The sequence below is a fragment of the Cribrihabitans marinus genome, assembly GCF_900109035.1.
In the GTDB taxonomy this organism is placed as follows: domain Bacteria; phylum Pseudomonadota; class Alphaproteobacteria; order Rhodobacterales; family Rhodobacteraceae; genus Cribrihabitans; species Cribrihabitans marinus.
The window spans coordinates 122677-147069 of the sequence record NZ_FNYD01000001.1 but is presented as its reverse complement, the minus strand read 5'-3'; the positions used below and the strand labels follow the sequence as shown (position 1 = coordinate 147069).

The 24393-nt window shown below is 65.9% G+C and carries 24 protein-coding genes, 1 tRNA gene and 1 other RNA gene; 16 read left to right on the top strand and 10 right to left on the bottom strand.

What is annotated here, in order from left to right; all coding sequences use genetic code 11:
* Nucleotides 1-11 precede the first annotated feature (11 nt).
* Nucleotides 12-1406 (bottom strand): class II fumarate hydratase, encoded by a 1395-nt coding sequence (gene fumC / locus BMX57_RS00705; protein WP_092361532.1) that lies wholly within the window; start codon nt 1404-1406, stop codon nt 12-14.
* Between the two features lie 206 nt (nt 1407-1612).
* Here fumC and BMX57_RS00700 point away from each other — a divergent pair, with 206 nt between their 5' ends.
* Nucleotides 1613-2170 carry a hypothetical protein gene (locus BMX57_RS00700; RefSeq protein ID WP_092361530.1) on the top strand — a complete coding sequence of 186 codons (558 nt, stop codon included), beginning with the start codon at nt 1613-1615 and terminating at the stop codon, nt 2168-2170.
* A gap of 24 nt (nt 2171-2194) precedes the next feature.
* Here BMX57_RS00700 and BMX57_RS00695 read toward each other — a convergent pair whose 3' ends face one another.
* From BMX57_RS00695 to BMX57_RS00670, 6 genes are all read right to left on the bottom strand, one after another.
* Entirely contained in the window at nt 2195-2659 is a 465-nt protein-coding gene (locus BMX57_RS00695; RefSeq protein ID WP_092361528.1) for an SspB family protein, read from the bottom strand.
* Between the two features lie 76 nt (nt 2660-2735).
* Complete coding sequence (gene chrA / locus BMX57_RS00690; protein WP_092361526.1) at nt 2736-3986, bottom strand: chromate efflux transporter; 1251 nt, start codon at nt 3984-3986, stop codon at nt 2736-2738.
* Nucleotides 3983-4798: a chromate resistance protein ChrB domain-containing protein gene (locus BMX57_RS00685; RefSeq protein ID WP_092361523.1), complete on the bottom strand. Its 816-nt coding sequence runs from the start codon at nt 4796-4798 to the stop codon at nt 3983-3985. The genes chrA and BMX57_RS00685 overlap by 4 nt, the downstream gene beginning before the upstream one ends.
* Nucleotides 4799-4935: 137 nt before the next feature.
* The gene (locus tag BMX57_RS00680; RefSeq protein ID WP_092361521.1) at nt 4936-5367 is read right to left on the bottom strand and encodes an ester cyclase; all 432 of its coding nucleotides are present in this window, start codon (nt 5365-5367) and stop codon (nt 4936-4938) included.
* An 84-nt stretch (nt 5368-5451) separates the two neighbouring features.
* Nucleotides 5452-5800, bottom strand: a transfer-messenger RNA (tmRNA) gene (ssrA, locus tag BMX57_RS00675).
* Nucleotides 5801-6120: 320 nt separating this feature from the next.
* The gene (locus tag BMX57_RS00670; protein WP_092362185.1) at nt 6121-6867 is read right to left on the bottom strand and encodes a FadR/GntR family transcriptional regulator; all 747 of its coding nucleotides are present in this window, start codon (nt 6865-6867) and stop codon (nt 6121-6123) included.
* Between the two features lie 110 nt (nt 6868-6977).
* On the opposite strand from BMX57_RS00670, the gene BMX57_RS00665 reads away from it, so the two are divergent.
* The 5 genes from BMX57_RS00665 to BMX57_RS00645 all read left to right on the top strand — a co-directional run bounded on the left by BMX57_RS00665 (nt 6978) and on the right by BMX57_RS00645 (nt 11824).
* The gene (locus BMX57_RS00665; protein WP_092361519.1) at nt 6978-7715 is read left to right on the top strand and encodes a DUF2182 domain-containing protein; all 738 of its coding nucleotides are present in this window, start codon (nt 6978-6980) and stop codon (nt 7713-7715) included.
* A 17-nt stretch (nt 7716-7732) separates the two neighbouring features.
* Nucleotides 7733-8365, top strand: coding sequence for a DUF1326 domain-containing protein (locus tag BMX57_RS00660; RefSeq protein WP_092361517.1), 633 nt, complete (start codon nt 7733-7735; stop codon nt 8363-8365).
* 78 nt (nt 8366-8443) lie between these two features.
* Nucleotides 8444-9436: an acryloyl-CoA reductase gene (acuI, locus tag BMX57_RS00655; RefSeq protein WP_092361515.1), complete on the top strand. Its 993-nt coding sequence runs from the start codon at nt 8444-8446 to the stop codon at nt 9434-9436.
* Nucleotides 9437-9649: 213 nt separating this feature from the next.
* On the top strand, nt 9650-10069 hold the full coding sequence (locus BMX57_RS00650) for a universal stress protein (RefSeq protein WP_092361513.1): 420 nt from the start codon (nt 9650-9652) through the stop codon (nt 10067-10069).
* 51 nt (nt 10070-10120) lie between these two features.
* Nucleotides 10121-11824 (top strand): BCCT family transporter, encoded by a 1704-nt coding sequence (locus tag BMX57_RS00645; protein WP_092361511.1) that lies wholly within the window; start codon nt 10121-10123, stop codon nt 11822-11824.
* 56 nt (nt 11825-11880) lie between these two features.
* Here BMX57_RS00645 and BMX57_RS00640 read toward each other — a convergent pair whose 3' ends face one another.
* Nucleotides 11881-12264: a VOC family protein gene (locus BMX57_RS00640; protein WP_092361509.1), complete on the bottom strand. Its 384-nt coding sequence runs from the start codon at nt 12262-12264 to the stop codon at nt 11881-11883.
* Nucleotides 12265-12394: 130 nt separating this feature from the next.
* On the opposite strand from BMX57_RS00640, the gene BMX57_RS00635 reads away from it, so the two are divergent.
* The 10 genes from BMX57_RS00635 (at nt 12395) to BMX57_RS00590 (ending at nt 23280) form a co-directional block, all read left to right on the top strand.
* Nucleotides 12395-13618, top strand: coding sequence for an aminotransferase class V-fold PLP-dependent enzyme (locus BMX57_RS00635; protein WP_092361507.1), 1224 nt, complete (start codon nt 12395-12397; stop codon nt 13616-13618).
* A 46-nt stretch (nt 13619-13664) separates the two neighbouring features.
* Nucleotides 13665-15086 (top strand): cryptochrome/photolyase family protein, encoded by a 1422-nt coding sequence (locus tag BMX57_RS00630; RefSeq protein ID WP_092361505.1) that lies wholly within the window; start codon nt 13665-13667, stop codon nt 15084-15086.
* A 75-nt stretch (nt 15087-15161) separates the two neighbouring features.
* Nucleotides 15162-16370 (top strand): SAM-dependent methyltransferase, encoded by a 1209-nt coding sequence (locus BMX57_RS00625; RefSeq protein ID WP_092361503.1) that lies wholly within the window; start codon nt 15162-15164, stop codon nt 16368-16370.
* 16 nt (nt 16371-16386) lie between these two features.
* Nucleotides 16387-16827: a TrgA family protein gene (locus BMX57_RS00620; RefSeq protein WP_092361501.1), complete on the top strand. Its 441-nt coding sequence runs from the start codon at nt 16387-16389 to the stop codon at nt 16825-16827.
* 27 nt (nt 16828-16854) lie between these two features.
* Complete coding sequence (locus BMX57_RS00615; RefSeq protein ID WP_092361499.1) at nt 16855-17973, top strand: NUDIX domain-containing protein; 1119 nt, start codon at nt 16855-16857, stop codon at nt 17971-17973.
* Nucleotides 17974-18051: 78 nt separating this feature from the next.
* The gene (locus tag BMX57_RS00610; protein ID WP_092361498.1) at nt 18052-19086 is read left to right on the top strand and encodes a cysteine synthase A; all 1035 of its coding nucleotides are present in this window, start codon (nt 18052-18054) and stop codon (nt 19084-19086) included.
* Nucleotides 19087-19093: 7 nt separating this feature from the next.
* The gene (locus BMX57_RS00605; protein ID WP_092361496.1) at nt 19094-21532 is read left to right on the top strand and encodes a DUF3772 domain-containing protein; all 2439 of its coding nucleotides are present in this window, start codon (nt 19094-19096) and stop codon (nt 21530-21532) included.
* Nucleotides 21522-22241, top strand: coding sequence for an alanyl-tRNA editing protein (locus BMX57_RS00600; protein ID WP_092361494.1), 720 nt, complete (start codon nt 21522-21524; stop codon nt 22239-22241). The genes BMX57_RS00605 and BMX57_RS00600 overlap by 11 nt, the downstream gene beginning before the upstream one ends.
* Before the next feature lie 74 nt (nt 22242-22315).
* Nucleotides 22316-23143: an exonuclease/endonuclease/phosphatase family protein gene (locus BMX57_RS00595; RefSeq protein ID WP_092361492.1), complete on the top strand. Its 828-nt coding sequence runs from the start codon at nt 22316-22318 to the stop codon at nt 23141-23143.
* A gap of 47 nt (nt 23144-23190) precedes the next feature.
* A tRNA-Ser gene (locus BMX57_RS00590) sits at nt 23191-23280 on the top strand.
* 261 nt (nt 23281-23541) lie between these two features.
* Here the strand turns inward: BMX57_RS00590 and BMX57_RS00585 are convergent.
* Both BMX57_RS00585 and cueR read right to left on the bottom strand, forming a co-directional pair.
* Nucleotides 23542-23958, bottom strand: a complete 417-nt coding sequence (locus tag BMX57_RS00585; RefSeq protein ID WP_092361490.1) for an ion channel — start codon at nt 23956-23958, stop codon at nt 23542-23544.
* 14 nt (nt 23959-23972) lie between these two features.
* The gene (cueR, locus tag BMX57_RS00580) at nt 23973-24392 is read right to left on the bottom strand and encodes a Cu(I)-responsive transcriptional regulator (RefSeq protein WP_092361488.1); all 420 of its coding nucleotides are present in this window, start codon (nt 24390-24392) and stop codon (nt 23973-23975) included.
* Nucleotide 24393: the final 1 nt, after the last annotated feature.

The following is a 24393-nucleotide window of genomic DNA, read 5'->3' as shown; positions in this document are numbered from 1 at the left end:
TGACAGCAGGTTCAGCCGCGCGGGCCGATCATCTGTTCGGGGCGCACCACCCGGTCAAACGTCTCTTCGTCGACAAAGCCCAACTTGACCGCCTCTTCCTTGAGCGTGGTGCCGTTCTTGTGCGCGGTCTTGGCAACCGTCGTGGCGTTGTCATAGCCGATGGTCGGGGCCAGCGCCGTGACCAGCATCAGCGATTCCTTCATCAGCTTTTCGATGCGCGGCTCGTTGGCCTGGATGCCGTTCAGCATCCGCTCGGTAAAGCTGTCGGCGGCGTCGCCCAGAAGCTGTATGGATTGCAGCAGGTTATAGGACATCATCGGGTTGTAGACGTTCAGCTCGAAATGGCCCTGGCTGCCGGCGAACTTGATCGCCGCGTCATTGCCCATCACATGGGCGGCCACCTGGGTCAGCGCCTCGGCCTGGGTGGGGTTCACCTTGCCCGGCATGATCGAACTGCCGGGCTCGTTCTCCGGCAGGATCAGCTCGCCCAGGCCCGAGCGGGGGCCGGAGCCCAGGAACCGGATGTCGTTGGCGATCTTGTAGCAGGCGCCGGCGACGGTCGCGAGCGCACCGGACAGGAACACCATCGCGTCATGCGCGGCCAGCGCCTCGAACTTGTTGGGCGCGGTGACGAAGGGCAGGCCGGTGATCTCGGCCATGTTGGCGGCAACCGTTTCGCTCCAGCCCTTGTCGGTGTTCAGCCCGGTGCCCACGGCGGTGCCGCCCTGCGCCAGCTCATGGATGCCGGGCATCGCCGCGTCGATACGCGCCAGCCCCATCCGGATCTGATGCGCATAGCCCGAGAATTCCTGACCCAGCGTCAGCGGCGTCGCATCCTGCGTGTGGGTGCGACCGATCTTGATGATGTCCTTGAACTCTTCCGATTTTATTTCAAGACCTTCCGCGAGTTTCTTCAACCCGGGCAGCAGCACGTCGCGCACGCTCATAGCGGTGGCGATATGCATGGCGGTGGGGAAGGTGTCATTCGACGACTGCCCCATGTTGCAGTGGTCATTGGGATGCACCGGATCCTTGGACCCGATCTGCCCGCCCAGGATCTCGATGGCGCGGTTGGCGATCACCTCGTTGGCGTTCATGTTCGACTGCGTGCCGGATCCGGTCTGCCAGACCACCAGCGGAAAATGGTCGTCGAGCTTGCCGTCCACCACTTCGCCCGCCGCCTGGATGATCGCATCCGCCAGCGCCGCGTCCAGCTTGCCGCTGGCCTTGTTGGCCTGGGCACAGGCCTGCTTGATCACCCCCAGCGCCCGCACGATGGCCACGGGCTGTTTTTCCCAGCCGATCGGAAAGTTCTGGATCGACCGCTGCGTTTGTGCGCCCCAATACTTGTCGGACGGCACTTCGAGAGGGCCGAAACTGTCGGATTCGGTTCGGGTTCGGGACATTGCGTGACTCCGTTGGGTATGCGGTTGCATGCGGTTTAACCAGCGCGGGCGGGTGGCGCAATCGGCCAGTTTCGCGCACCATAGAAGGCCCGGGCGCATTGGTATAGCCGCCGCCCCGGTCAAATCCGCGCGCCGGACGATCTGGCCTTTGTCGGCGGCGCGCCGGCGCGTAAGATGGTGCGGCAGAACAGAACCCGGAGTTTCCGATGCACGCGACCCATGCGATTTCCCTCAGGCGGCTGGCCACGGCGGCGATGATCTGGTGCGCGATGGCCTGGGCCGCCGTGGCAGCCGAGACCGGGATCGCGCCGTTCATCGGCGACTATACCGGGTCGGCCGAACTGGTGAATGCCGACGGAACCACCGAGCCGCGCGACATGTCGGTCTCGATCAGCGAGACAAAGGACGGGTTCAACGTCAGCTGGGCCACGGTGGCGCGCAAGACAGACGGCCGGATCAAGGAAAGCTCCTTTTCCATCGACTTCCTGCCCACCGATCGCGACGGGATCTTCTCGGCCGCGATGCAGCGCAACGTGTTCGGCCATGCCGTGCAACTGGACCCGATGCAGGGCGAGCCGTTCGTCTGGGGCCGGATCGCAGGCGACACGCTGACGGTCTATTCGCTCTTCGTAAGTCCCGAAGGCGGCTATGAGCTACAGCAGTTCGACCGGATCCTCGCCGATGGCGGTCTCACGCTCCGGTTCAGCCGAGTCGCCAATGGTGAGATATCCCGCACGGTCGAGACGTTCCTCGAGCGGCAATAATCCATCGCCGGGACGCCAATTGCCCTACTTCCGGAAACTGTCGAGCGACACGACCTCGGCGTCCGGCTGCCCCTCGGTCTCGGGCGCGTGGTCCTGTTCGGCCGCCGGGGCGACATCCTCGCCGTCTTCGTCATCTTCCGCGGTTTCGAAACGCAGCCCGAACTCGACCGAGGGGTCGACGAAAGTGCGGATCGCGTTGAACGGAATATAGAGCGGCTCGGGCGAATCGCCGAAGTTGAGGGTGATGGCGAATCCGTCCTCGCCCACGTCGAGATTCTCGAACCAGTGCTGCATCACCACCGTCATCTCGCCGGGATAGCGGTCGCGCAGCCAGTCCGCGATCTCGACGCCCGGATGGGTTGTGTCGAAGGTGATGAAGAAATGGTGCGCCCCGGGCAGGCCGCGCTCGGCCACGTCCCGAAGCACGGTCTTGATCAGGCCGCGCATGGCCGTGTGCATCAGGTTGCCGTAATCAATGCTCTGCGACATGGGTGCCCTCGAACTCGTCTGTCCTCACCATAAGGGATTCGGAGCGAAACGAAAGCCCGCGCGGCGGGCGAATCCCTCAGATGAAATGACTTGCCGCACCCGCCGCGGCGCACAGGGCAAGCGTCTGGGCCAAACCGCGCCGCGCAACCAGCAGCAGCACCGCCGCCAGCACCGCCAGCGCCAGGGCGCGCGGGTCCAGCGCACAAGGATCCGGCCAGGGCAGGCGGGCCGGGCCGATCTCGACCTCGCCGACCCGGTGGAACAGGACGTTGAGGGCGAACCACAGCGACAGGTTGAGGATGACGCCCACCACCGCCGCCGTGATCGCCTTGAGCGCCCCCGACAGGCGCGGCCTGCGGGCCAGCCCATCCAGATGCGGCGCGGCCAGGAAGATCCACAGGAAGCAGGGCACGAAAGTGGCCCAGAGCGCGACCGCCCCGGCCGCCAGCGCCAGCCCCGCGCCGCCCTGGATCTGGCCGGTCAGCATGGCGACAAACTGGGTCACCAGGATCAGCGGCCCGGGCGTGGTTTCCGCCAGCCCCAGCGCGTCGATCATCTGGGCGGTGCTGATCCACTGGTATTGCTGGACCACGGTCTGGGTCATGTAGGCCAACACCGCGTAGGCGCCGCCGAAGGTGACCACCGCGAGCCAGGCGAAGAACCAGCCGATTTCGGCCAGCAGCCGCTGCCCCGAGAGGCTGAGCGCGGCCAGCGGGGCCAGCCAGAGCGTCAACCAGATCGCAGCCGTGACGATGGGCCGGCCCGTCGCGGCCGGCATGGCGACCGGCGGTGTGGCACCCGCCTGCGTCGTGGCAAAGCCCCAGGCCGCCGCCGTCGCGACGATCAGCGGAAACGGCAGGTCGAGCGCGAAGATCGCCACGAAGGCCAGCCCCGCCACGATCCAGGCGGCGGCGCCCGTCAGCGCCTTGGGCGCCAGGTTGCGCAGGGCGTGCAGGACGATGGCGATGACCGCCGCCTTGACGCCCAGAAAGGCCGATTGCACCAGCGGCAAGGTGCCGAACGCCGCGTAGAGCGCGACCAGCGCCGCGATCACCAGCGCCCCCGGCAACACGAAGAGCAGCCCGGCCAGCAACCCGCCGCTGACGCCGCGCAGCCGCCAGCCGGCATAGGTGGCCAGCTGCATTGCCTCGGGACCGGGCAGCAGCATGCACAGCGACAGCGCGCGCAGGAAGCTCTCTTCGTCCAGCCAGCGCCGGGTCTCGACCAGTTCGCGGTGCATCAGCGAGATCTGCGCGGCCGGACCGCCGAAGGACAGCAGCCCGATCCGCGCAAAGGCCGGGGCGATCTGGCGCAGGCTGCGGGTCATGGCGCGCGGTCGCCGGGCCAGTCGTGACCTTCGCCCTGTCCGTCGCGCGCCCAGCGATAAAGCGCGTCATAGAGCGCCATGCCGGCCGCAAGCTGTTCGGTGTCGTCGCGGAACTGGCGCGACAACCCGACCGAAAGCGCCAGCAGGCCGGCCGCCTCGGGCGCCAGGTCATGCCGGTTGGTGTCCGCGGCGCGGACAACCTTGGCCAGCCGGTCCAGCGGAGTGGTGCGCAGGCCAAACTCCGCGAGCATGGTGTCGAAGGTGCAATCCGCGCCGCGGTGGCTCCAGAATGTGCCCTCGATGTCGAAGGGGGTTGCTCCATAGCGGTCCGCAACGCCTTCGACCTGCGCCGGCGAGACGAAGAGGAACCGCGCGCCGGGATCGACGAAGCGGCGGATCAGCCAGGGACAGGCGATGCGGTCGATCTTGGGGCGGTGCCGCGTGACCCAGAGCGTGCTGCCGCCCACGTGGGCCGGGATGGCGGCGGCGGGGATGCGCGGCGCGCCGGCATGGTCGCGCCAGGCATACTTGCCGCCCTGCAGATATTCGGCCGCGATCCCGTCGCTGCGCAGCCAGGCCGCAAGGCCCTGGCTGAGCTTGAGGCCCTTCTGGCAGACGACCGCGCAGGGGCGGCCGGCCAGGCGGGACGTGAGGCCGGGCAGGTCGGTATGGGGATGGCGGAAGGATCCCGGGATCAGGAACGGGTCGGCGTCGAAATCGGGATCGATCGAGATGTCCACGATAACCGGCGCATCGGGCAGGCCGATCCGTCGCAGTAGTTGGGGAACGGTGATTTCATTTGGGGCAGCCATGGCATGCGTCCTCTTCGTGCGGAAACATGCGAAACTTGGGCTGACGCCTCACGGGGCGTTCGCGAGGCCCCATCAGGGCAGTGGACCCTGCGTGGCCGGCAGAGTCAAGCGCTGCCCGGTCCACGGGTCAGGCGCGCTCAGGTCCAGTCCAGTCGCTGACCGGTCATGCTGACGGGCAGGGTGTCGGGGGGAAACTGGCCCAGCTGCTCGAAGAGCGAGATGAAATCCACCTGGTTGTAGGCCTCGACCATCTTGCCGTCGCACACCCGCGCCATGACCTGGCCGGTCAGTTCCACCGGCGCGCCGGTGTCGGCGCGTGAGGTTTCGATGCGGATCACCGCCGCCAGCCAGTCGCCGTTTTCGACCACTTTGGGCAGATCCACCCGGATCGGGCCCACCAGCTGCTGGAACGCGGTCACGAAATCGCGGAAGTCGTCTGGTCCGACCTGCATCTCGGGGATCAACCCCTCGGCCATTGTATCGGGGGCGAACAGCCGGTCGATGGCGTCCAGATTGCCGTTCTCCCAAACCTCGTCATACCATTCGCGCAGCACGTCGGATTTGCTCATCGCAGCCTCCTCATCCGACCGTCAGACTGACGCGGAAAGGTTAACAAACACGCAACGTCTGCCGGAGGTGATCGGGGAGGGGAAAGTGCAGGCTTCTGTTGCCAGGTGCCTGCGAACCCCGCCTTACGCGGCTAGGCGCAAGGGCTTAAGTTTTGGTCTTTCGGACTGCTTACGCAGCCAGAGCAACCGGAGCACGATTGTCATTTGCAATTGTACTGTTCGGACCGGTAACGGTGGTACCTCACCGAGACAAAGCTAACCCCTTTAGACGTCCGTCGATCCTGTTTCGGCCCCATAGCCGCCAAATGAACGGGTTCTGGTGGAGCCGCCGGGTACCGCCCCCGGGTCCGATCCGCTTATTACGGGCGCGTTTATGTCCATAGTCCCGAAGGACAGGATGAATATAGGAACGATTCCCCGCGATTGCCAAGGGGTTCGACGCGGGATTTTTGCCGGCAATTGATCAGACTTATTCGCGTCGAGCGATCAAATCGCGCCAAAAACAGAGACAATGCAGCATCATTGACCCTCATTGTATTTCAATCCGACACAAAAAGACCGGGTTTCGGAACCTGAGCCAATTAATTCTGGCCCACTCTCGTTCCGGGTGTAGGATACGCCTGCCGGAAAATTCTTTACGGGGGACGGACCGGTGGCCGGTCATGCGATGGGGCATTGGCCGGCCTTCTTATGTGCGGCCCCGTCTGCCTTGTGTTTTCGTCTCGAAACCAGGCCCCCGGGCCGCGTCCATCTTCAGGTCCGGCGGGTCTGCGCACCGGCCTTGCGGGCGGCGAAGACGTCCGAGGCATGGCCGCGGGTTTCGGTCTCCAGATCACCCAGCCGTTGCATCGCCGCCTGTCCGTCACGGGCCTCGATCGCGTCGGCAAGCGCAGTATGAAGCGCAACGATGGTCTCGCGTGAGCGCGCCGTGAAGGTGATCATGTTCATCAGCGGCTGCATCGCCTCGACCGCGCCGGCCAGCTGATAGGACAGAACCGGATTGCCCGCACCGTCCACCAGCGCCCGGTGGAACGCCACGTCCGAGGCGCAGAACGCCTCGTCGGTCAGACCGGGCTGCGCCTGCCGCAGGATCTCGGCGCGCATGGTGGCCAGGTGGTCGGGCGCGCGCCGCTCTGCCGAGAGCGGCGCGCAGGCGCGCTCCAGCGCGAACCGGGCCTCGCAGGCGGTGTCGAAACTGACCGCGTTCATGCTCAGCAGCAGGGTCGAGGTGGTGATCTGCTGGGCATAGGCATCCTGGTAGGCCAGCCGGTTGACGAAGGCCCCGCCCGTGGCCCCGCGCTGGGTGCGGATCAGCGACTGCGCCGCCAGTCGTTTCAACGCCTCGCGCACGGTCGGGCGCGAGACGCGGAACTGCTCGGCCAGCTCGGATTCCGAGGGCAGGCGTTCATCGACGATCAGCGCGCCGGAGACGATCGCGTCCTTGATCGCCTGGGCGATTTGTGCCGACAGGCCGGCCGGGTTTTCGGGGTCGATTTTCATGCCGCCCATACTTTCTATTTGTCTGACATTTAAAAGTCTGACATTTGAAGTGCAAGGATCGAGTCGCACAAGGCAAGGAGGGTCGCGTGCTGTCAGATCGGATCAGGGCCATGACCGCGCCGCATTGGCTGGCGCTGTTCGGCACGATCCTGGTGGCCTGGGCGCTGCTCTTCGTGATGGCCGTGCCGGCCGAATACCGCGCTTTGCGGGCGCTTTACGGGCCGGATTTCTGGCAGAGCCTGTGCGCCGTGACGCCCGATGCCGCCGGGCTGGGCCGGGCGGTGGCGATGTGGGCGCTGATGTCGGCGGCGATGATGGCGCCGACCGCGCTGCCGGCGCTGGCCACCTATGACGACCTGTCCCATGCCGCGCCCGGCACCCGGTTTGCGCATCTGGTGGCGGGCTATCTGGCCGTCTGGCTGGGCTTTTCGGTGCTGGCGGGCGGGCTGCAACTGATGCTGGTCCGGGCCGGGCTGCTCGATGCCCTGGGCGGCAGCCGCTCGGCCCTGCTGTCAGCCGCGCTGCTGGCCGGGGCAGGGCTCTACCAGTTCTCGGCGCTCAAGGACGCCTGCCTGTCGAAATGCCGCCAGCCTCTGACCTTCTTTCTGCAGCACTGGGACGAAGGCCCCTGGCGCAACGGGCTGCGGCTGGGGCTGGTCTGCCTGGGCTGCTGCTGGGCGCTGATGCTGCTGGCCTTTGTCGGCGGCGTGATGAACGTGGCCTTCATGGGGCTGGCGACCCTCATCATGGTGTTCGAGAAACTGCCCGATCTGGGCCGCCTGATCACCCGCCCGCTGGGCGCAGGGCTGATCGGATGGGCGGCGTGGATCGGGTTATCTGCAATCTGACCAACGGAGAGAGATACATGGCACTGGACGCTGTCGGCACCGTTCCCTGGACGCTCAAGGGCGAGTTGATCCTCAACTGCAACTGCACGGTCTTCTGCCCCTGCGTGGTCAGCCTGGGCAAGCACCCGCCGACCGAGGGCCATTGCCAGACCTGGGGCGGCGTGCGCATCGACAGCGGCAGCTATGGCGATCTGGACCTGAGCGGGTTCAATATCGGGCTGATGATCGAGATCCCCGGCATGATGGGGCGCGGCAACTGGAAGGTGGCGCTGTTCATCGACGAGCGCACCAGCGACGCGCAATATGACGCGCTGGTGGCCATCTTCAGCGGCGCGGCCAAGGGCACGACCGGTCTGTTCCAGATCCTCGTGGGCGAGATCCTGGGCCACGAGCGTCAGCCGGTGAGCTACGACACCGACGGCAAGACCCGTCACATCACCGTGGGTCGCAAGATCAAGGGCGTGGTGCATCCCGTGGCGGGCAAGGATCCCGAGCGCGACCTGGTTATCACCAACACCGAATACTGGATGGGCCCCGACATCACCGTGGCCACCGCCAGCAAGGGCAGGCTGCGCGCCTATGGCCGGGTCTGGGATTTCGACGGCCGCTCGGCCGAGATCTGCCAGATCGACTGGCACGGGCCGGAGTGAGGCTCGCCGGAGCGCTTGCGCCCGGACTGAAACCGAACCAGCCGGCAGGCACGGCCTGCCGCGAGAAAGGAGAAGGCGATGTTCAACGCATTGATGGTCGACAAGGACGAGGACAGCGGCAAGACCAGCGCCGAGGTCCGCCAGATCGGGCTGGATGACCTGCCCGGGGGCGAGGTCACGGTTGCGGTCGAGTATTCCACCGTGAACTACAAGGACGGGTTGTGCATCGGCCCCGGCGGCGGGCTGGTGCGCAAATATCCGCATGTGCCCGGCATCGACTTCGCCGGCACGGTCGAGGCGTCCTCGGACGACCGCTACAGCCCCGGCGACAAGGTCGTGCTGACAGGCTGGCGCGTGGGCGAGGCGCATTGGGGCGGCTACAGCCAGAAGGCCAATGTGCGCGCCGACTGGCTGGTGCCGCTGCCCGAGGGGCTGGACACGCGGCAGGCGATGGCGGTGGGCACCGCGGGTTTCACCGCGATGCTGGCGGTCATGGCGCTCGAGGATCACGGGCTCGAGCCGGGTCACGGCCCGGTCCTGGTCACCGGCGCGGCGGGCGGTGTCGGCTCGGTCGCCACCGCGATCCTGGCCAATCTGGGCCACGAGGTGGCCGGCGTCACCGGACGGCCCGAGACCGAGTCCTATCTGAAAGGTCTGGGCGCCACGCAGATCGTGCCGCGCGACGACATCAACGAGACCACCAAGCGCCCGCTGGAGACCGAAAGCTGGGCCGGCTGCGTCGACGCGGTGGGCGGCGCGATGCTGGCCCGCGTGCTGGGCCAGATGAAATACGGCGCTTCGGTCGCCGCTGTTGGCCTGGCCGGCGGGGCTGGGCTGCCGGCCACGGTCATTCCCTTCCTGCTGCGCGGGGTGAACCTTCTGGGCATCGACTCGGTGATGCAGCCCTATGAGAACCGCCTGCGGGCCTGGCAGCGGATCGCCGGCGACCTGCCGATGGACAAGCTCGAATCGATGGTGCAGCCGGCCACCCTGCACGACCTGCCGCAGCTGGGCGCGGACATTCTGGCAGGCCGGATCAAGGGCCGTGTCGTGGTGGATGTGAACGCCTGATTCGGCCGTTCTGGCAAGGCCGGGACCGCTCTGGCGGCCCCGGTCAGGTCGGCGCCCGGAGACAAAGGGTCGCCTTCGGGTCGCGTTCCGCTGCCGTTTGCGTTAGCTTTCGTTAACGGACCTTGGGTTCGTTGACCTTGTCAATCCCCGGCAATTGTCCCGTTCCGGACGATGTCCGGGAGCAATGCAAACGACACGGGAGGGACTGAAATCGTGTTTTCCAAGATCATGGTCCCCGTCGACATCTCGCATCCCGGGCAACTGACCCGGGCCCTGACCGCGGCGGCGGATCTGGGGCGGCACTACGGGGCCGAAGTCTGTTATGTCGCGGTGACCTCTTCCGCTCCGGGCACGCTGGGGCACACCCCGGACGAAGCCCGCGGGCACCTTGCCGAATTCTCCGAGGCGCAGGCCGCGGCGCATGGCCACCGGGCGTGCTGCCACCTGGCGCTCAGCCATGACCCGGCCGTCGATCTCGACCGGACGCTGCTTGCGGCGATCGAGGAGACCGGCGCGGATCTGGTCGTCATGGCCAGCCACGTTCCTGGCTGGGCTGACAGTTTCACAGGATCTCATGGGGGCCACCTGGCCGCCGAGGCCAAGGTCTCGGTGTTCGTGGTCCGCGGCGAGTGATCCGGCGCAACAGACCGCCGGACGAACGCATACACAGGGAAAGGAAGCCATATGGCTGATGATAGCACCAATCAGGGCATACCCGAGCCGGAAGGCGCGGCGGACCTGATCGAAACCGACTACGAGATCGGACAGGACAACGTCGAGGGCAATGTAGGCCCCTTCGGCTTCGACATTCACAACCCCGTCTTCATGATATCGGGGCTGTCGATCGTTGCATTCGTCTTCTACGCCCTGGCGCTGCCGGACCAGGCGACGGCCGTATTCAGCTGGCTGTTCTCGTCCGTCACCAAGGGGTTTGACTGGTTCTTCCTGGGCGCGGCCAACATCTTCGTGCTGTTCTGCCTGTTCCTGATCGTCAGCCCCTTCGGCTCGATCCGGCTGGGCGGAGCCGATGCAACGCCGGATTACAGCTATGTCGGATGGTTCGCGATGCTGTTCGCGGCCGGCATGGGCATCGGCCTCATGTTCTTCGGCGTTTCCGAACCGATGAGCCATTTCTCGTCCTCGCTGGGCGGGACAACCGTCGAGGACGGTGTCAGGACCGACTGGGCGCCTCTGGGCGCGGCCGGCGGCGACGAGGTCGCCGCGCAACGCCTCGGCATGGCCGCGACCATCTTCCACTGGGGTCTGCATCCCTGGGCGATCTATGCGGTCGTGGCGCTGGCGCTGGCGCTCTTCACCTACAACAAGGGCCTGCCGCTGACGCTGCGCTCGGCATTCTATCCGATCTTCGGCGAGCGTGTCTGGGGCTGGACCGGCCACATCATCGACACTCTGGCCGTGTTCGCCACGCTGTTCGGTCTTGCGACCTCGCTTGGGTTCGGCGCGGAACAGGCGGCCTCGGGTCTGACCTATCTCTACGGTTCGGGCGACGCGGCCGAGGGCACGCGGGCGTTCCTGGGCATACCCTACGGCAATACCGAGGAAAGCGGCGTGGCCAATTCCGGCACGCTTCTGGTGCTGCTCATCTCGGCGATCACCGCCGTCGCGCTGATTTCGGTGGTGCGCGGGCTTGATGGTGGCGTCAAGGTGCTGTCGGAGATCAACATGGGCCTTGCCGGCCTGCTGCTGATCTTCGTGTTCTTCGTCGGTGGCCCGATCTTCCTGCTGACGCTGTTCTTCGACAGCCTTTGGGCCTATCTGCAGAACCTCATTCCGCTCTCGAACCCCTTCGGACGCGAGGACGTGAACTTCAGCCAGGGTTGGACGTCGTTCTACTGGGCCTGGTGGATCAGCTGGTCACCCTTCGTCGGCATGTTCATCGCCCGCGTCAGCCGGGGCCGCAGCGTGCGCGAGTTCTTGATCTGCGTGCTTCTGATCCCCAGCATGGTCTGCGTATTGTGGATGTCTGTCTTTGGCGGCACCGCGATCAACCAGGTGGTCGCCGACGGCTATACCCAGGCCAAGGACGCGGCGCTGGAACTCAAGCTGTTCTACATGCTGGATCCGCTGCCGCTGGCGACGATCACATCGACGATCGGCATCGTTCTTGTCATCGTGTTCTTCGTGACCTCGTCCGACTCCGGCAGCCTGGTGATCGACACGATCACCGCTGGCGGCAAGGTCGACGCGCCGGTGTCGCAGCGCGTGTTCTGGTGCATCTTCGAAGGCGCGGTGGCCATCGTGCTGCTGGTGGGCGGCGGGCTGGCCTCGTTGCAATCGGCGGTTATCTCGACCGGACTGCCCTTCACGCTGGTTCTGCTGGTGATGTGCTGGGCGATCTTCCGAGGGTTGCAGAGCGAACGCAGCTGACCCTTTGGCATTGACCCTAGAAACGGGCCCCGGGTTTTCCGGGGCCCGTTTTGCGTTCAGGCGGCCTTGCCTTCGAAGAATCCGACCGAGTTGCCGTCGGGATCCTTGGCATAGAAGAACCGGCCGGCGGGAATCAAAATGGGGGGCGAGACGACCTCGCCCCCGGCCTTGGTGACGCGGTCCATCGCGTTCTCCAGAGCGCCCTCGGCGGCCAGGTGCAGGGTCGGGCCGCGCCCGTCTTCCGCCGGGGTGCCGGGATAGAGATGCAGCGCGACGCCGGTGTCGGGCGCGCCTGCCTGGAACACCGCCATCGGGTTCGGCCCGCTGTTATCGAGCCTCAGTTCGGCCCCCGTCGCGGCGGCATAGAATTTCAGCGCGCGGTCGAGGTCGGTGACCGGCAATTCGCCCCAGACGAGGCAGTTTTCGGGCTGGTAGGTCATGGGTTCTTCCTTTCGGGACAAGACCATGCCTGTGTGCCATGGGGCAATGACAGAACCTGGCATCAGCCAACGGTCTTGACCCGCCGGGACCGGGGCGGCATCCATTGCCGGACAGCCGACAGGAGGACCCATGCCGCTGGATATCGATTTCGTGCGAGCGCAGTTTCCCGCCTTTTCCGAACCCTCGCTGCAGGGGCAGGCGTTTTTCGAAAATGCCGGCGGGTCCTATACCTGCGGACCGGTGATCGAACGGCTGACCCGCTACTACACCCAGCGCAAGGTGCAGCCCTATGGCCCCTACGAGGCCAGCCACCTGGCCGGCGCCGAGATGGACGAGGCCCGCACGCGGCTGGCGGCGATCCTGGGCGTCGAGGGGGACGAGCTGAGCTTTGGCCCGTCGACCACGCAGAACACCTATGTGCTGGCGCAGGCGTTTCGCCAATGGCTGACCCCGGGCGAGGCGATCGTGGTCACGGACCAGGATCACGAGGCCAATTCCGGCCCCTGGCGGCGCCTGGCCGAAGACGGGGTCGAGATCCGCGAATGGAAGATCGACCCGGCCACCGGCCATCTAGACCCCGAGGCGCTGGAGCCGCTGCTGGACGACAAGGTGCGGCTGGTCTGCTTTCCGCATTGTTCGAACGTGGTGGGCGAGATCAACCCGGTGACCGAGATCACCGCCATCGCCCATGCCGCCGGCGCCTTTGTCTGTGTCGATGGCGTGTCCTACGCGCCGCACGGGCTGCCCAATGTGGGCGACCTCGGCCCCGACATCTACCTGTTCTCGGCCTACAAGACCTATGGCCCGCACCAGGGCTGCATGGTGATCCGCCGCACGCTGGGAGAGCTCTTGCCCAACCAGGCGCATTTCTTCAACGCCGACACGCTCTACAAGCGATTCACGCCGGCCGGGCCAGATCATGCCCAGATCGCGGCCAGCGCGGGCATGGCCGATTATCTCGACCTGCTGTGTGACCATCATGGCGGACCGAAGGCCGACGCCGCGGCGCGGGGCGGGTTCGTACACGACCTGATGCGGGCGCATGAACAGGCGCTGTTGCAGCCGCTTCTGGACGCGGTGAAGGACCGCAACGACCTGCGGCTGATCGGTCCCGCCGATGCCGGACGCCGCGCGCCCACGGTGGCGCTGGCGCTGAACCGGCCCGCCGGCCCGGTGGCCGCGGACCTCGCCAGCCACGGGATCATGGCCGGCGGCGGCGATTTTTACGCGGTGCGCCCGCTTCGTGCGATGGGGATCGATCCCGACCAGGGCGTGCTGCGGCTGAGCTTCACGCATTACACCTCCGAGGCGGAGATCGCCCAACTGCTCGACGCGCTCGACGCCGTTCTGTGATCCGGGTCGCGCTTTCCCGCGTATCGACTTGAAAAAGCGAGGGAAGATGAGCGACTCCAACCCGATCTTGTTCTGGTTCCGACGCGACCTGCGCCTGTCGGACCATCCCGGTTTTGCCGCCGCCTGCGCCACGAAGCGCCCGGTGATCCCAATCTTCATCCACGACGGTCAGGTCGATGCCCTGGGCGCCGCGCCGAAATGGCGGCTGGGCCTGGGACTGGCGGCGTTCGCCGCGCGGCTGGACGAGAAGGGCAGCCGCCTGATCCTACGTCGCGGCAACGCTTTGGAGACCCTGCGCGCGCTGGTCGCGGAAACCGGCGCGACCGCAATCTGGTGGAGCCGGGCCTATGATCCCGACGCGATTGCCCGCGACAGCGAGATCAAGCAGTCGCTGGGGCAGACCGGGCTCGACGCCCGCTCCTTTGCCGGCCACCTGCTGTTCGAGCCCTGGACCGTCTCCACCGGTGAGGGCAAACCCTACCGCGTCTATTCGCCGTTCTGGCGGGCGGTGAAGTCGCGCGACGTGGCCGCACCCGACCGTGCCCCGGCGCAGATCCCCGCGCCCGAGAGCTGGCCGCAATCGGACAAGCTGGAGGATTGGCGCCTCGGCGCGGCGATGAACCGGGGGGCCGAGGTGGTGCGCGCGCATGTCTCGCCAGGCGAGGAGGCGGCGCTCGACCGGCTCTACCGGTTCTGCGGCGGCGCCATCGAAACCTACAAGAACGACCGCAACCGGCCCGATCTGGACGCCACCTCGAACCTGTCGGAATACCTGTCGCTGGGCGAGATCGGGCCGCGCCGGATCTGGCAGGCGGGGCTGCGCGCCCGCGAAGAGGGCGCCTCGGGGGCCGAGCATTTCCTCAAGGAACTGGTCTGGCGCGAGTTCGCCTATCACCTGATGTATCACACGCCCGAACTGCTCAACCGCAACTGGCGGCCCGATTGGGATGGCTTTCCGTGGAAGACCGACGAGCGTGCGGCCGAGATCAAGGCGTGGAAGCGCGGGCGCACAGGCATGGCCTTTGTCGATGCCGCCATGCGCGAGATGTATGGCACCGGCCGCATGCACAACCGCGCCCGCATGGTCGTCGCAAGCTACCTGACCAAGCACCTGATGACGCATTGGAAAGTCGGGATGGACTGGTTCGAGGATTGCCTGGTCGACTGGGACCCCGCCAGCAACGCGATGGGCTGGCAGTGGGTGGCCGGTTCCGGCCCCGATGCCGCGCCCTATTTCCGGGTCTTCAATCCCGAGACCCAGGCCGAGAAGTTCGATCCCGACGGCACCTATCGGCGCCGCTGGATCGCCGAGGGGCAGGCGGACCCGACCAAGACGGCGCTCAGCTATTTTGACGCGATCCCGCGCAGCTGGGCCATGTCTCCGGGCGACGATTACCCGGCTCCGATCGTCAGCGCGCGCGACGGCCGCGCGGCGGCGCTGAACGCCTACGAGAACCGCGACTTCTGAGCCAAGTCGCGCGAAACCTTGCCAGATTCGGACAATCGGCCTAGCTTTTACTACAGGCCGCAACGGGGAGAGCGGATGGTCCTGACATCGACAGACGGGCAGAAGAACCTGCCCAGGTACTTCACCCATGTGATGCGGATGCTCGGAGAGATGAATTCCGGGCGGATCGACATCGCGCTGCCCGACGGGCGGGTGTTCCGCGCCGAGGGGGCGAACCCGGGTCCGGTGGCGCAGATCGACATCCACGACCCCGAGGTGTTCGCGCGCTTGATTCGCGAGGGCGAGCTTGGGTTTTCCGACGCCTATATGGACGGCGACTGGAGCACGCCGGACCTGCGCGCGTTCATGGACCTGGTGCATCTGGGCGACGAGACCGTCTATGACAGTTTCCCCGGCCAGGCCCTTGCCCGCGCCTATGAGCGCCTGCGCTTCTGGCTGCACCGCAACAACCGGCGCCAGGCGCGCCGGAACATCGCGCATCACTATGATCTGGGGAACGATTTCTACGCGCTGTGGCTGGACGACACGATGACCTATTCCAGCGCCATCTTCGAGACCGGGCAGGAGAGCCTGGAAAAGGCCCAGAGCGCGAAATACGCCAGCATGGTCGACGAGATGGGCGCGCAGCCGGGGGATCATATCCTGGAAATCGGCTGCGGATGGGGTGGCTTCGCCGAATATGCGGCGCGCGAGCGCGGTCTGCGTGTGACTGGTCTGACCATCAGCCAGGAACAGCTGAACTATGCCACGCAGCGCATTGAAAAAGCGGGACTTTCCGACAGAGTCGAGCTGAAATTGCAGGACTATCGCGACGAGCGCGGCAGCTATGACGGCATCGCGTCGATCGAGATGTTCGAGGCGGTGGGACAGCAATACTGGCCGGTCTATTTCGACACCGTGCGCGACCGGTTGAAGCCCGGCAAGCGCGCGACATTGCAGATCATCACCGTGGCCGATCGCCGCTGGGAGATCTATCGCAACGGCATCGACTTCATTCAGAAATACATCTTTCCCGGCGGCATGCTGCCATCGCCCTCGGTGTTGCGCGAGCAGGTTGGCCGCGCCGGACTGGATTATGTCCGGCACAAGGAATTCGCCAGGAGCTATGACCTGACGCTGCGGCGCTGGCACGAGACCTTCAACGAGCAATGGGACCGGATCGCCGCCCTGGGCTTTGACGAGCGGTTCCGCAGGATGTGGAATTTCTACCTCACCTCTTGCGGTGCCGCCTTTGACACGGGATGCTGCGACGTGAGACAAGTGACCGTGGCAAGACCCAACTGAGCAGAGACAATCCAGAATGCCCGACGCTGCACGCCTTGTTGCCGCCGTGAGCCTGGCGCTGATCGCCTTCATCGTGTCGGGCCAGGTGATGGCCGTGATGGAGGAGATCACCGATTTCGGGTATTTCACCTATGTCAACATCCTGCTGGGCGTGCTTTGCGGCTGGATCGTGATGGGCAAGCGGGCCGGCAAGGGCTGGGGCGCCGCTGTCAACAACGGGCTGACCGGCGTCGTGGCGCTGCTGTTCTGGGGGCTGTTCGTGCAGGGTGTCTATGCGATGGTCCAGAACGCGCTGCGCAACCGCTATGACGGCCCGTTCGAGGCCATACTGGACAGTTTCAAGATCGGCATCGAATACGGCTTTGCGACCATGACCGTCACCATCCTGATGACCCTGCTGATCGGCGGCGTGATAAGCGGTCTGGCGACCGAATTCGCCTGGCGCCAGTGGCGCTGACCCCGCGCGCATAGGAGCATCGGGCCGATGGACCTGGCTTTTTACGGCACGTTGTGCTTTGCCCCGCTGCTGGAGATCGTCCTGGGTCGACCCGCGGCCGAGGTCGACATGGCCGAGGTCGCATTGCCCGGCCACGCGGTTCTGAGCGTGCGCGACCAGCCCTTTCCGATGATCGTGGCCGATCCCGAGGCAAGTGCCCGGGGTCTGCTTGTCCGCGACCTGTCCGAAACCGACCTGGCGCGGCTGGCCTATTACGAGGGCGGGTTCGACTATGACCTGCGCATCTGCACCGTGCGGCGGGACGACGGCACCGAGGCGCAGGCGCGGGTCTTCTTCCCGCCCGAGGGCAAGTATCCCGCCGGTCCACCCTGGGTGCTCGAGGACTGGGTGCGGGATTGGGGGCCGATGACATTGCACGCCGCGCGCGAGGTCATGGCGTTCTTCGGCCGACGCAGCGCCGCCGAGATCGCGCGCAGCTTTCCGGCCATCCGGACCCGCGCCGCGGCGCGGCTGGCGGCCGAGGCGCGACCTGCCGACCCTGAGCGCGACTTTGCGCGCGATGTTGTGGTCGATCGCCACGACCGCGCCTATCTGAACTATTTCGGGTTGGACGAGATAGAGCTCCGCCACCGGCGCAACAGCGGCGGTTTGACCGAGCGACTGACCCGCGCCGCCTTGATGCAGGGGCAGGCGGCGGTGGTTCTGCCCTATGATCCGGTCCGCGACACGGTTCTTCTGGTCGAGCAGTTCCGCGCCCCGGTCTACATGATCGGCGACCCGGCGCCCTGGATCTGGGAGCCCGTGGCCGGCATGGTCGATCCCGGCGAGACGCCCGAGCAGGCCGCCCGCCGCGAGGCGCTGGAAGAGGCGCACCTGGAACTGGGGCGGCTGGAGCCTGCGGGCCGGGCCTATTCCTCCACCGGATCCTCGACCGAATTCCTGCACCTGTTCGTCGGTCTGGCCGATCTGACCGAGACCACCGAAAACGGCGGGGTGGAGAGCGAGGGCGAGGATATCCGCAGCGCGATCGTGCCCTTCGCGGACCTCATGCGGCGTCTCGATGCGTTCGAGGTCAACGACATGCCGCTGGTCGCTCTGGCCAACTGGCTGGCCCGTCACCGCGACCGCCTGCGCGCCGGCGGTTGAACGCGGGCGCCTCAGGTCTTGGCTTGAGGTTGCGCGGGCAGGGGGCTACATCAGGGTCACGTGACATAAGGGGGCACCATGCGCATCGCACGCGACCTGGCCGACGCGGTCGGCAACACACCTCTGATCCGGCTGCGCCAGGTCAGCGAGGAAACCGGGTGCGAGATCCTGGGCAAGGCGGAATTCATGAATCCCGGCCAATCGGTCAAGGACCGGGCGGCGCTCTATATCATCCGTGACGCGCTGGCGCGCGGCGCGCTCAAGCCCGGCGGCGTGATCGTCGAGGGCACGGCCGGCAATACCGGGATCGGCCTGGCGCTGGTGGGTGCGGCGATGGGATTCAAGACGGTGATCGTGATCCCCGAAACCCAGTCCGAGGAAAAGAAGGACATGCTGCGCCTGGCGGGCGCACAGCTGGTGCAGGTGCCGGCGGCGCCTTATCGCAACCCCAACAACTTCGTGCATTACTCTCGCCGCCTGGCCGAACAGCTCAACGAGTCCGAGCCCAACGGCGCGATCTGGGCCAACCAGTTCGACAACGTGGCCAACCGGCAGGCGCATGTGGAAACCACCGGTCCCGAGATCTGGGAGCAGACCGGCGGCAAGGTCGACGGGTTCGTCTGCGCCGTGGGCTCGGGCGGCACCCTGGCGGGAGTGGCCGAGGTGCTGCAGCCCAAGGGCGTCAAGATCGGTCTGGCCGACCCGATGGGCGCCGCGCTCTATTCCTACTACACCACCGGCGAGTTGAAGACCGAGGGCGGCTCGATCGCCGAGGGGATCGGGCAGGTGCGGATCACGCGCAACCTGGAAGGGTTCACGCCCGATTTCGCCTGGCAGGTGAGCGACACCGAGGCGCTGCCCTATGTGTTCGACCTGCTGCGTCACGAGGGGCTGGTCCAGGGCGGCTCGACCGCGATCAACATCGCCGGCGCGGTGCGCCTGGCGCGTGAGCTGGGGCCGGGCCACACCATCGTGACCATCCTGTGCGACTATGGCACGCGCTATCAGTCCAAGCTCTTCAATCCCGACTTCCTGCGCGAGAAGGAGCTGCCGGTGCCGGACTGGATGACCGAAGCGCCGCGCTCGATCCCCGGCGTGTTCGAGGACACCTGACGTGCCAATGGCGCGGCGCCTCCTGTTGGTCCTGCTTGCCGGCCTGACATTCGCTCTGGCCGGTGCCGCCGATGCGCAGCTGTCCGAGCGCAACCGCGACTACTACCAGGACTGGCTCAAGCTGGCCGAGCGCGCCGAGACGGTGATCGAGGCCGACCGCGCGTCGAGCGCAGCGCTGGAGCAGTTGCGATCCGATATCGACGAATACCGCGAGGTCTTCAACCGGGCCCGCAAGCAGAACAGCGAGCGCATCGAGACTCTGCAGGCCCAGATCGATGCGCTGGGACCGCCGCCCGAAGAGGGCGAGACAGAGGCGCCCGACATCGCCGAGCTTCGGAAAAACCTCAACGAACAGCTGACCAAGCTGAGGGTGCCGCGGGTCGTCTCTGAAGAGGCCCACAGCCGGGCCAACGGGCTGATCTCGGAGATCGACCAGATCATCCGGGGCCGCAACACCAAGGAGTTCCTGTCGCGCGCGCCATCGCCGCTGAATCCGGTGCATTGGCCGACCGCCTTCGGCGACGTGAGCCAGGCCATGACGGCGCTCTGGCACGAAACCACGACGAACATGAAGAGCGCGACCACCCGCGAGCAGATCAACGAGCGGCTCCCGGTTCTGATTGGACTGGTTGTTGTGGGTTTGCTGCTGATCGCTTTCGGCCGGCGCGGGTCCGAGCGCATGGGCGACTACCTGCGTCAATTGGGCGGCAACGGCTCGGGCGTGTGGACCTTCGCGGTATCGCTCACGCGGATCCTGCTGCCGTGGATGGGCGTGCTGGCGCTGGTCGTTGCGGCGCTCCTGAGCGGAATTCCGGGTGTGCGCGGCTCGCTGATCCTGGAAAACGTGCCCTATTGGGCGGCCATCATTTTCTATTTCGACTGGATCTGGCGGCAGCTCTACGTGATGCGGCTGGCCGACGGGAAGGGCAGCCTGTCGCCCGCCCGCCTGATCGAGATGCGGACCTATGTGGGCCTGCTGGCCAGCATGCTGGTGCTGCACGAATTCGTCCAGCTGTTCGAGAAGATCGAGCAGATTTCGGACGCCACGCGCTCGGTAATCGCCTTCCCGGTGATCCTGGTGACGGGGCTGCTCCTGCTGCGGCTGCTGCAGATCCGCCGCCGCGGCCTGCGCGAAGCCGCCGAGGAGGGTGACGACGATGACGGCGCGCTTCCCGGTTTTGGAAGTGCCGCGGAACTGGTGCGCAGGATCCTGTTCATCCTCGGCGCGCTGTCTCCGGTTCTGGCCGCGGCCGGGTATGTGTTTGCCGCCGAGGCCATCGTCTACCCGTCGGTCAAGTCGCTTGCTCTGATCGCAGCACTGGTGATCGTGCACCGGTTCCTGACCAACCTCTACGGGTGGATCACCCGCAAGGGGGACTCGGCGCGCGAGTCGCTGTTCTCGGTCATGGTGGGCTTTGTCCTTGCCGCCCTGGCTTTGCCGCTCCTGGCGCTCTACTGGGGCGCGCGCGAGGCGGACCTGACCGAGATGTGGTCGCGCCTGATGGCCGGGTTCGACATTGGCGGGGTCACCATATCGCCCAGCAATTTCATGGTTTTTGTGGTCGTCTTTGCCGTGGGCTATACGCTGACCCGCCTGTTGCAGGGCGGGCTGCGCGCCTCGCTCCTGCCCAAGACGCGCATCGATCCCGGCGGGCAGAACGCCATCGTTGCCGGCACCGGCTATGTCGGGATCTTCCTGGCGGCCGTGATCGCAATCACCTGGGCGGGTTTTGACCTGTCGTCGCTGGCCATCGTCGCCGGTGCCCTGTCCGTGGGTATCGGTTTCGGCCTGCAGACCATCGTGTCGAATTTCGTCTCTGGTATCATCCTGCTGATCGAGCGCCCGATCTCCAAGGGCGACTGGATCGACGTGAACGGGCAGATGGGATATGTCCGCGACATCTCGGTACGCTCGACCCGGATCGAGACCTTCGACCGCAGCGACGTCATCATTCCGAACTCGGACCTGATCTCGGGTTCGGTCACCAATTATACCCGCGGCAACACCGTGGGCCGTGTGATCGTTCCGGTGGGCGTGGCCTACGGCTCGGACACCCGGCAGGTCGAGAAGATCCTGGACGAGATCGCCAATGACCACCCGATGGTCCTGGCCAACCCCGCACCCTCGGTCGTGTTCCAGGGCTTCGGCGCGGACAGCCTGGATTTCGAGATCCGCGCGGTGCTGCGCGACGTCAACTGGGTGCTGTCGGTGAAGTCGGACATGAACCACGACATCGCGAAGCGCTTTGCCGAGGCCGGCCTGGAGATTCCGTTCGCGCAGCGCGACCTGTGGCTGCGCAACCCCGAGGTGCTGCGCACCGGGCGCGAGGACACGGCGCCGGTCGCGGACGAAGACAATGCCACCGCCTCGGGCGACCGGCAGAAATCCCGTCCCGTGGGCATGACCGAGTCCGATCTCGATCAGGGCGAGGGCGATGAGATCTGAGCCGCTTTACCTCAGGGATCCCTATGGCCGTCAGGCGACGGGGACGGTTCTGGCCCGTACCGATGAGGGCGGCGTCATTCTCGACCGTGCGCTGTTCTACCCGACCGGAGGCGGCCAGCCGGGCGACAGTGGCGCACTGGACTGGGACGGCGGCCGGTTCGAAGTGGCAGCCGCCGTCAAGGGCGAGGACGGCGCCATCGTGCTGATGCCGGCCGGCGACGATGCCCCGCCGCCGGTTGGGACCTCCGTGGCGCAGACAATCGACTGGGACCGGCGCCTTGGCCACATGCGGGTTCACACCGCGCTGCACCTACTGTCCGTGGTGATCCCGCTCGAGGTCACCGGCGGATCGGTCGGCGCCGACAAGGGGCGGCTGGATTTCAACATGCCCGAGGCGCCGGACGACAAGGCGGCGCTGCAGGCGCGCCTGCAGGTGCTGATCGACCGTGACCTGCCGGTGACCGAGGACTGGATCACCGAGGCCGAGCTGGACGCCAATCCCGGCCTGGTCAAGACGATGTCTGTCCAGCCCCCGCGCGGTGCGGGCCGGGTCCGCCTGATCCGGATCGGGCAGGGCGCGGACCAGGTCGACCTGCAGCCCTGCGGCGGCACCCATGTCGCGCGCACGGGTGAGATCGGCCGGATCCGCCTCGGCAGGATCGAGAAGAAGGGGCGCCAGAACCGCCGCGTCTACCTGCACCTGGGCTGAGCCACGCCCGCGCTGGATTGCGCCTTGCGGTTGTGTCATGCTGGCACCGGATTCCCCGACGCAAAGGGCCCGCCATGCCGCAGTTCCAACATGCCATCGCCCGGGTCGCGGTGTGGAACCTGGCCGGGTTCCAGACCACCTCGGACACCCGCGCCGCCCGGCAGGCCGAAGGGCTGGCGCTGCTCGATGCCGAACTGGTCACGCTGGTCGAAGTGCGCCCGATCGAGCATATCCAGAATCTGGCCGACCGTCTGCGCGATGACTATGGCGTCGCCTACCAGGTGGCGATCCTGCCGCAGCCGGCCTCGCATCTCAACATCGGCTTTCTCTACAAACCGGGCGTCGAGCTGACCGACATCGGGTTTATCCCGGGCTCGAACGGGGCCTACGCCGACGGACGGCTGGCCCTGGCCGCCCGGGTCCGCATCGGCGGGTTCAAGGCCGTGGTGGTCGGCGTGCACCTGAAATCGGGCCGCGACAAGGCCGACCAGGTCCTGCGCGACAGCCAATGTGCGGTGATCGGGCAGTACCTCTCGACCGTGCGCGACACGCCAGGCCTGGGCCACCACACACTGATGCTGATGGGCGATTTCAACATGATCCCCGGCCAGGATGTCAGCAATTTCCACCTTCTGGGCGGCGATGACGTGATGGATTTCATCTCGTGCTGGGATCTGCAGGACCGGTTCTCGCACATCCTCGACCGGGGCCGGGCCAACCTTCTGGACGGTTTCGCCATCTCGCGCACCTGGTCGCGGGACTATGTGCGCGGGTCGCTGCGCCTGTTCCCGATGCACTGGACGATGAACACCGACAGCGAGCATCCCGGCATGGGCCGGGAGCGGTTCAAGCAGGAGGTCTCGGACCACCTGCCATTCGTCGCCAGCGTGCGGATTTTCTGAACCAACCCTCTTGCGCTGGCCCTGGGTTATTGGATAGACCCGCCGGCGGAGAGGTGGCCGAGTGGTCGAAGGCGCACGCCTGGAAAGTGTGTAGGCGGGAAACCGTCTCGAGGGTTCGAATCCCTTCCTCTCCGCCACCGACCCTTGTAGACGATTGGTGTTCATCGAAATCTTGATGGAATGAAAAGCCGGTCCCCGCGACATCCCCCAACATTGCAGCGCTTGCCCTAGGTTCGGCGGCTGATTGTCGGTTCGGACGCCAAGCGGCTGAAGGCATTGAAAGACGAGTACGACACGCCTTGACCTGCCCCATTGTTCCCGAGGACCTGAGACCGGTTGGAACCTGTCTGACAGCACCGTGCCACCTCGTTTCTTGTGTATCAGATCGCGTGGCGCTCTTACTCCTTCCCCCTTGTGACAACGAGAAAGATCGTGGAAGCAGAGCAGCTGATCAGGAGAAAGCCATTCAGGGCCTCGACGCCCGCAAGGAATCGTAGGTGCCCGGTCGGATAGATATCGCCCAATCCCAAGGACGAGTAATTCACGACAGAGAAATAGAAAACGTCCATGAACGTATCGACGTTCGCCTGAGCAAAACCGCCGATACCCAAGATCTCGCCCAGGCCGAAACCCACTGCGTAGAGCCCGGCTTCAACCACGTGGGCGGTCCCGAGCGTATAGAGTGCAATCAAGAGGCGGCCCGGCGCCGTGAACGGAGCGCGCTTGGTTGCCGTCATTGCGAAAGTCATCGCACGGACATGCACAAGTCCGCTCAAACCGAAGAGCACAACCGCGAAGAGGATCGCCCAGGCCAAACCCAAATATCCGGCTAGGCCGTTTTCTTGAGATGCTCTTCGTCTTTTTGTTTCGTTGCCAAATCGGCGAGGATCGGACAATCCGGGCGGTGGTCCCCGGCACAGGCGTCCACCAGGTGAGCCAGGGTCGCGCGCATTTCCTTAAGTTCCGCGATCTTCTCGTCGATCCGTTTGAGATGTTGCTCGGCGATCTCCTTGACCTCGGCGCTGGCGCGTTTTTCGTCCTCATAGAGAGCAAGGAGATTGCGGCAGTCCTCAATGCTGAAGCCGAGCGCACGGGACCGGCCGAGAAACGCGAGCTTGTGCGCGTCGCTTTCACGGAATGTGCGATAGCCGTTCGCACTTCGCAGGGGTTTCACGAGTCCGATATCCTCGTAGTAGCGGATCGTTTTGGCCGGCAGACCCGAAAGGGCGGCGACATCTCCAATGTTCATT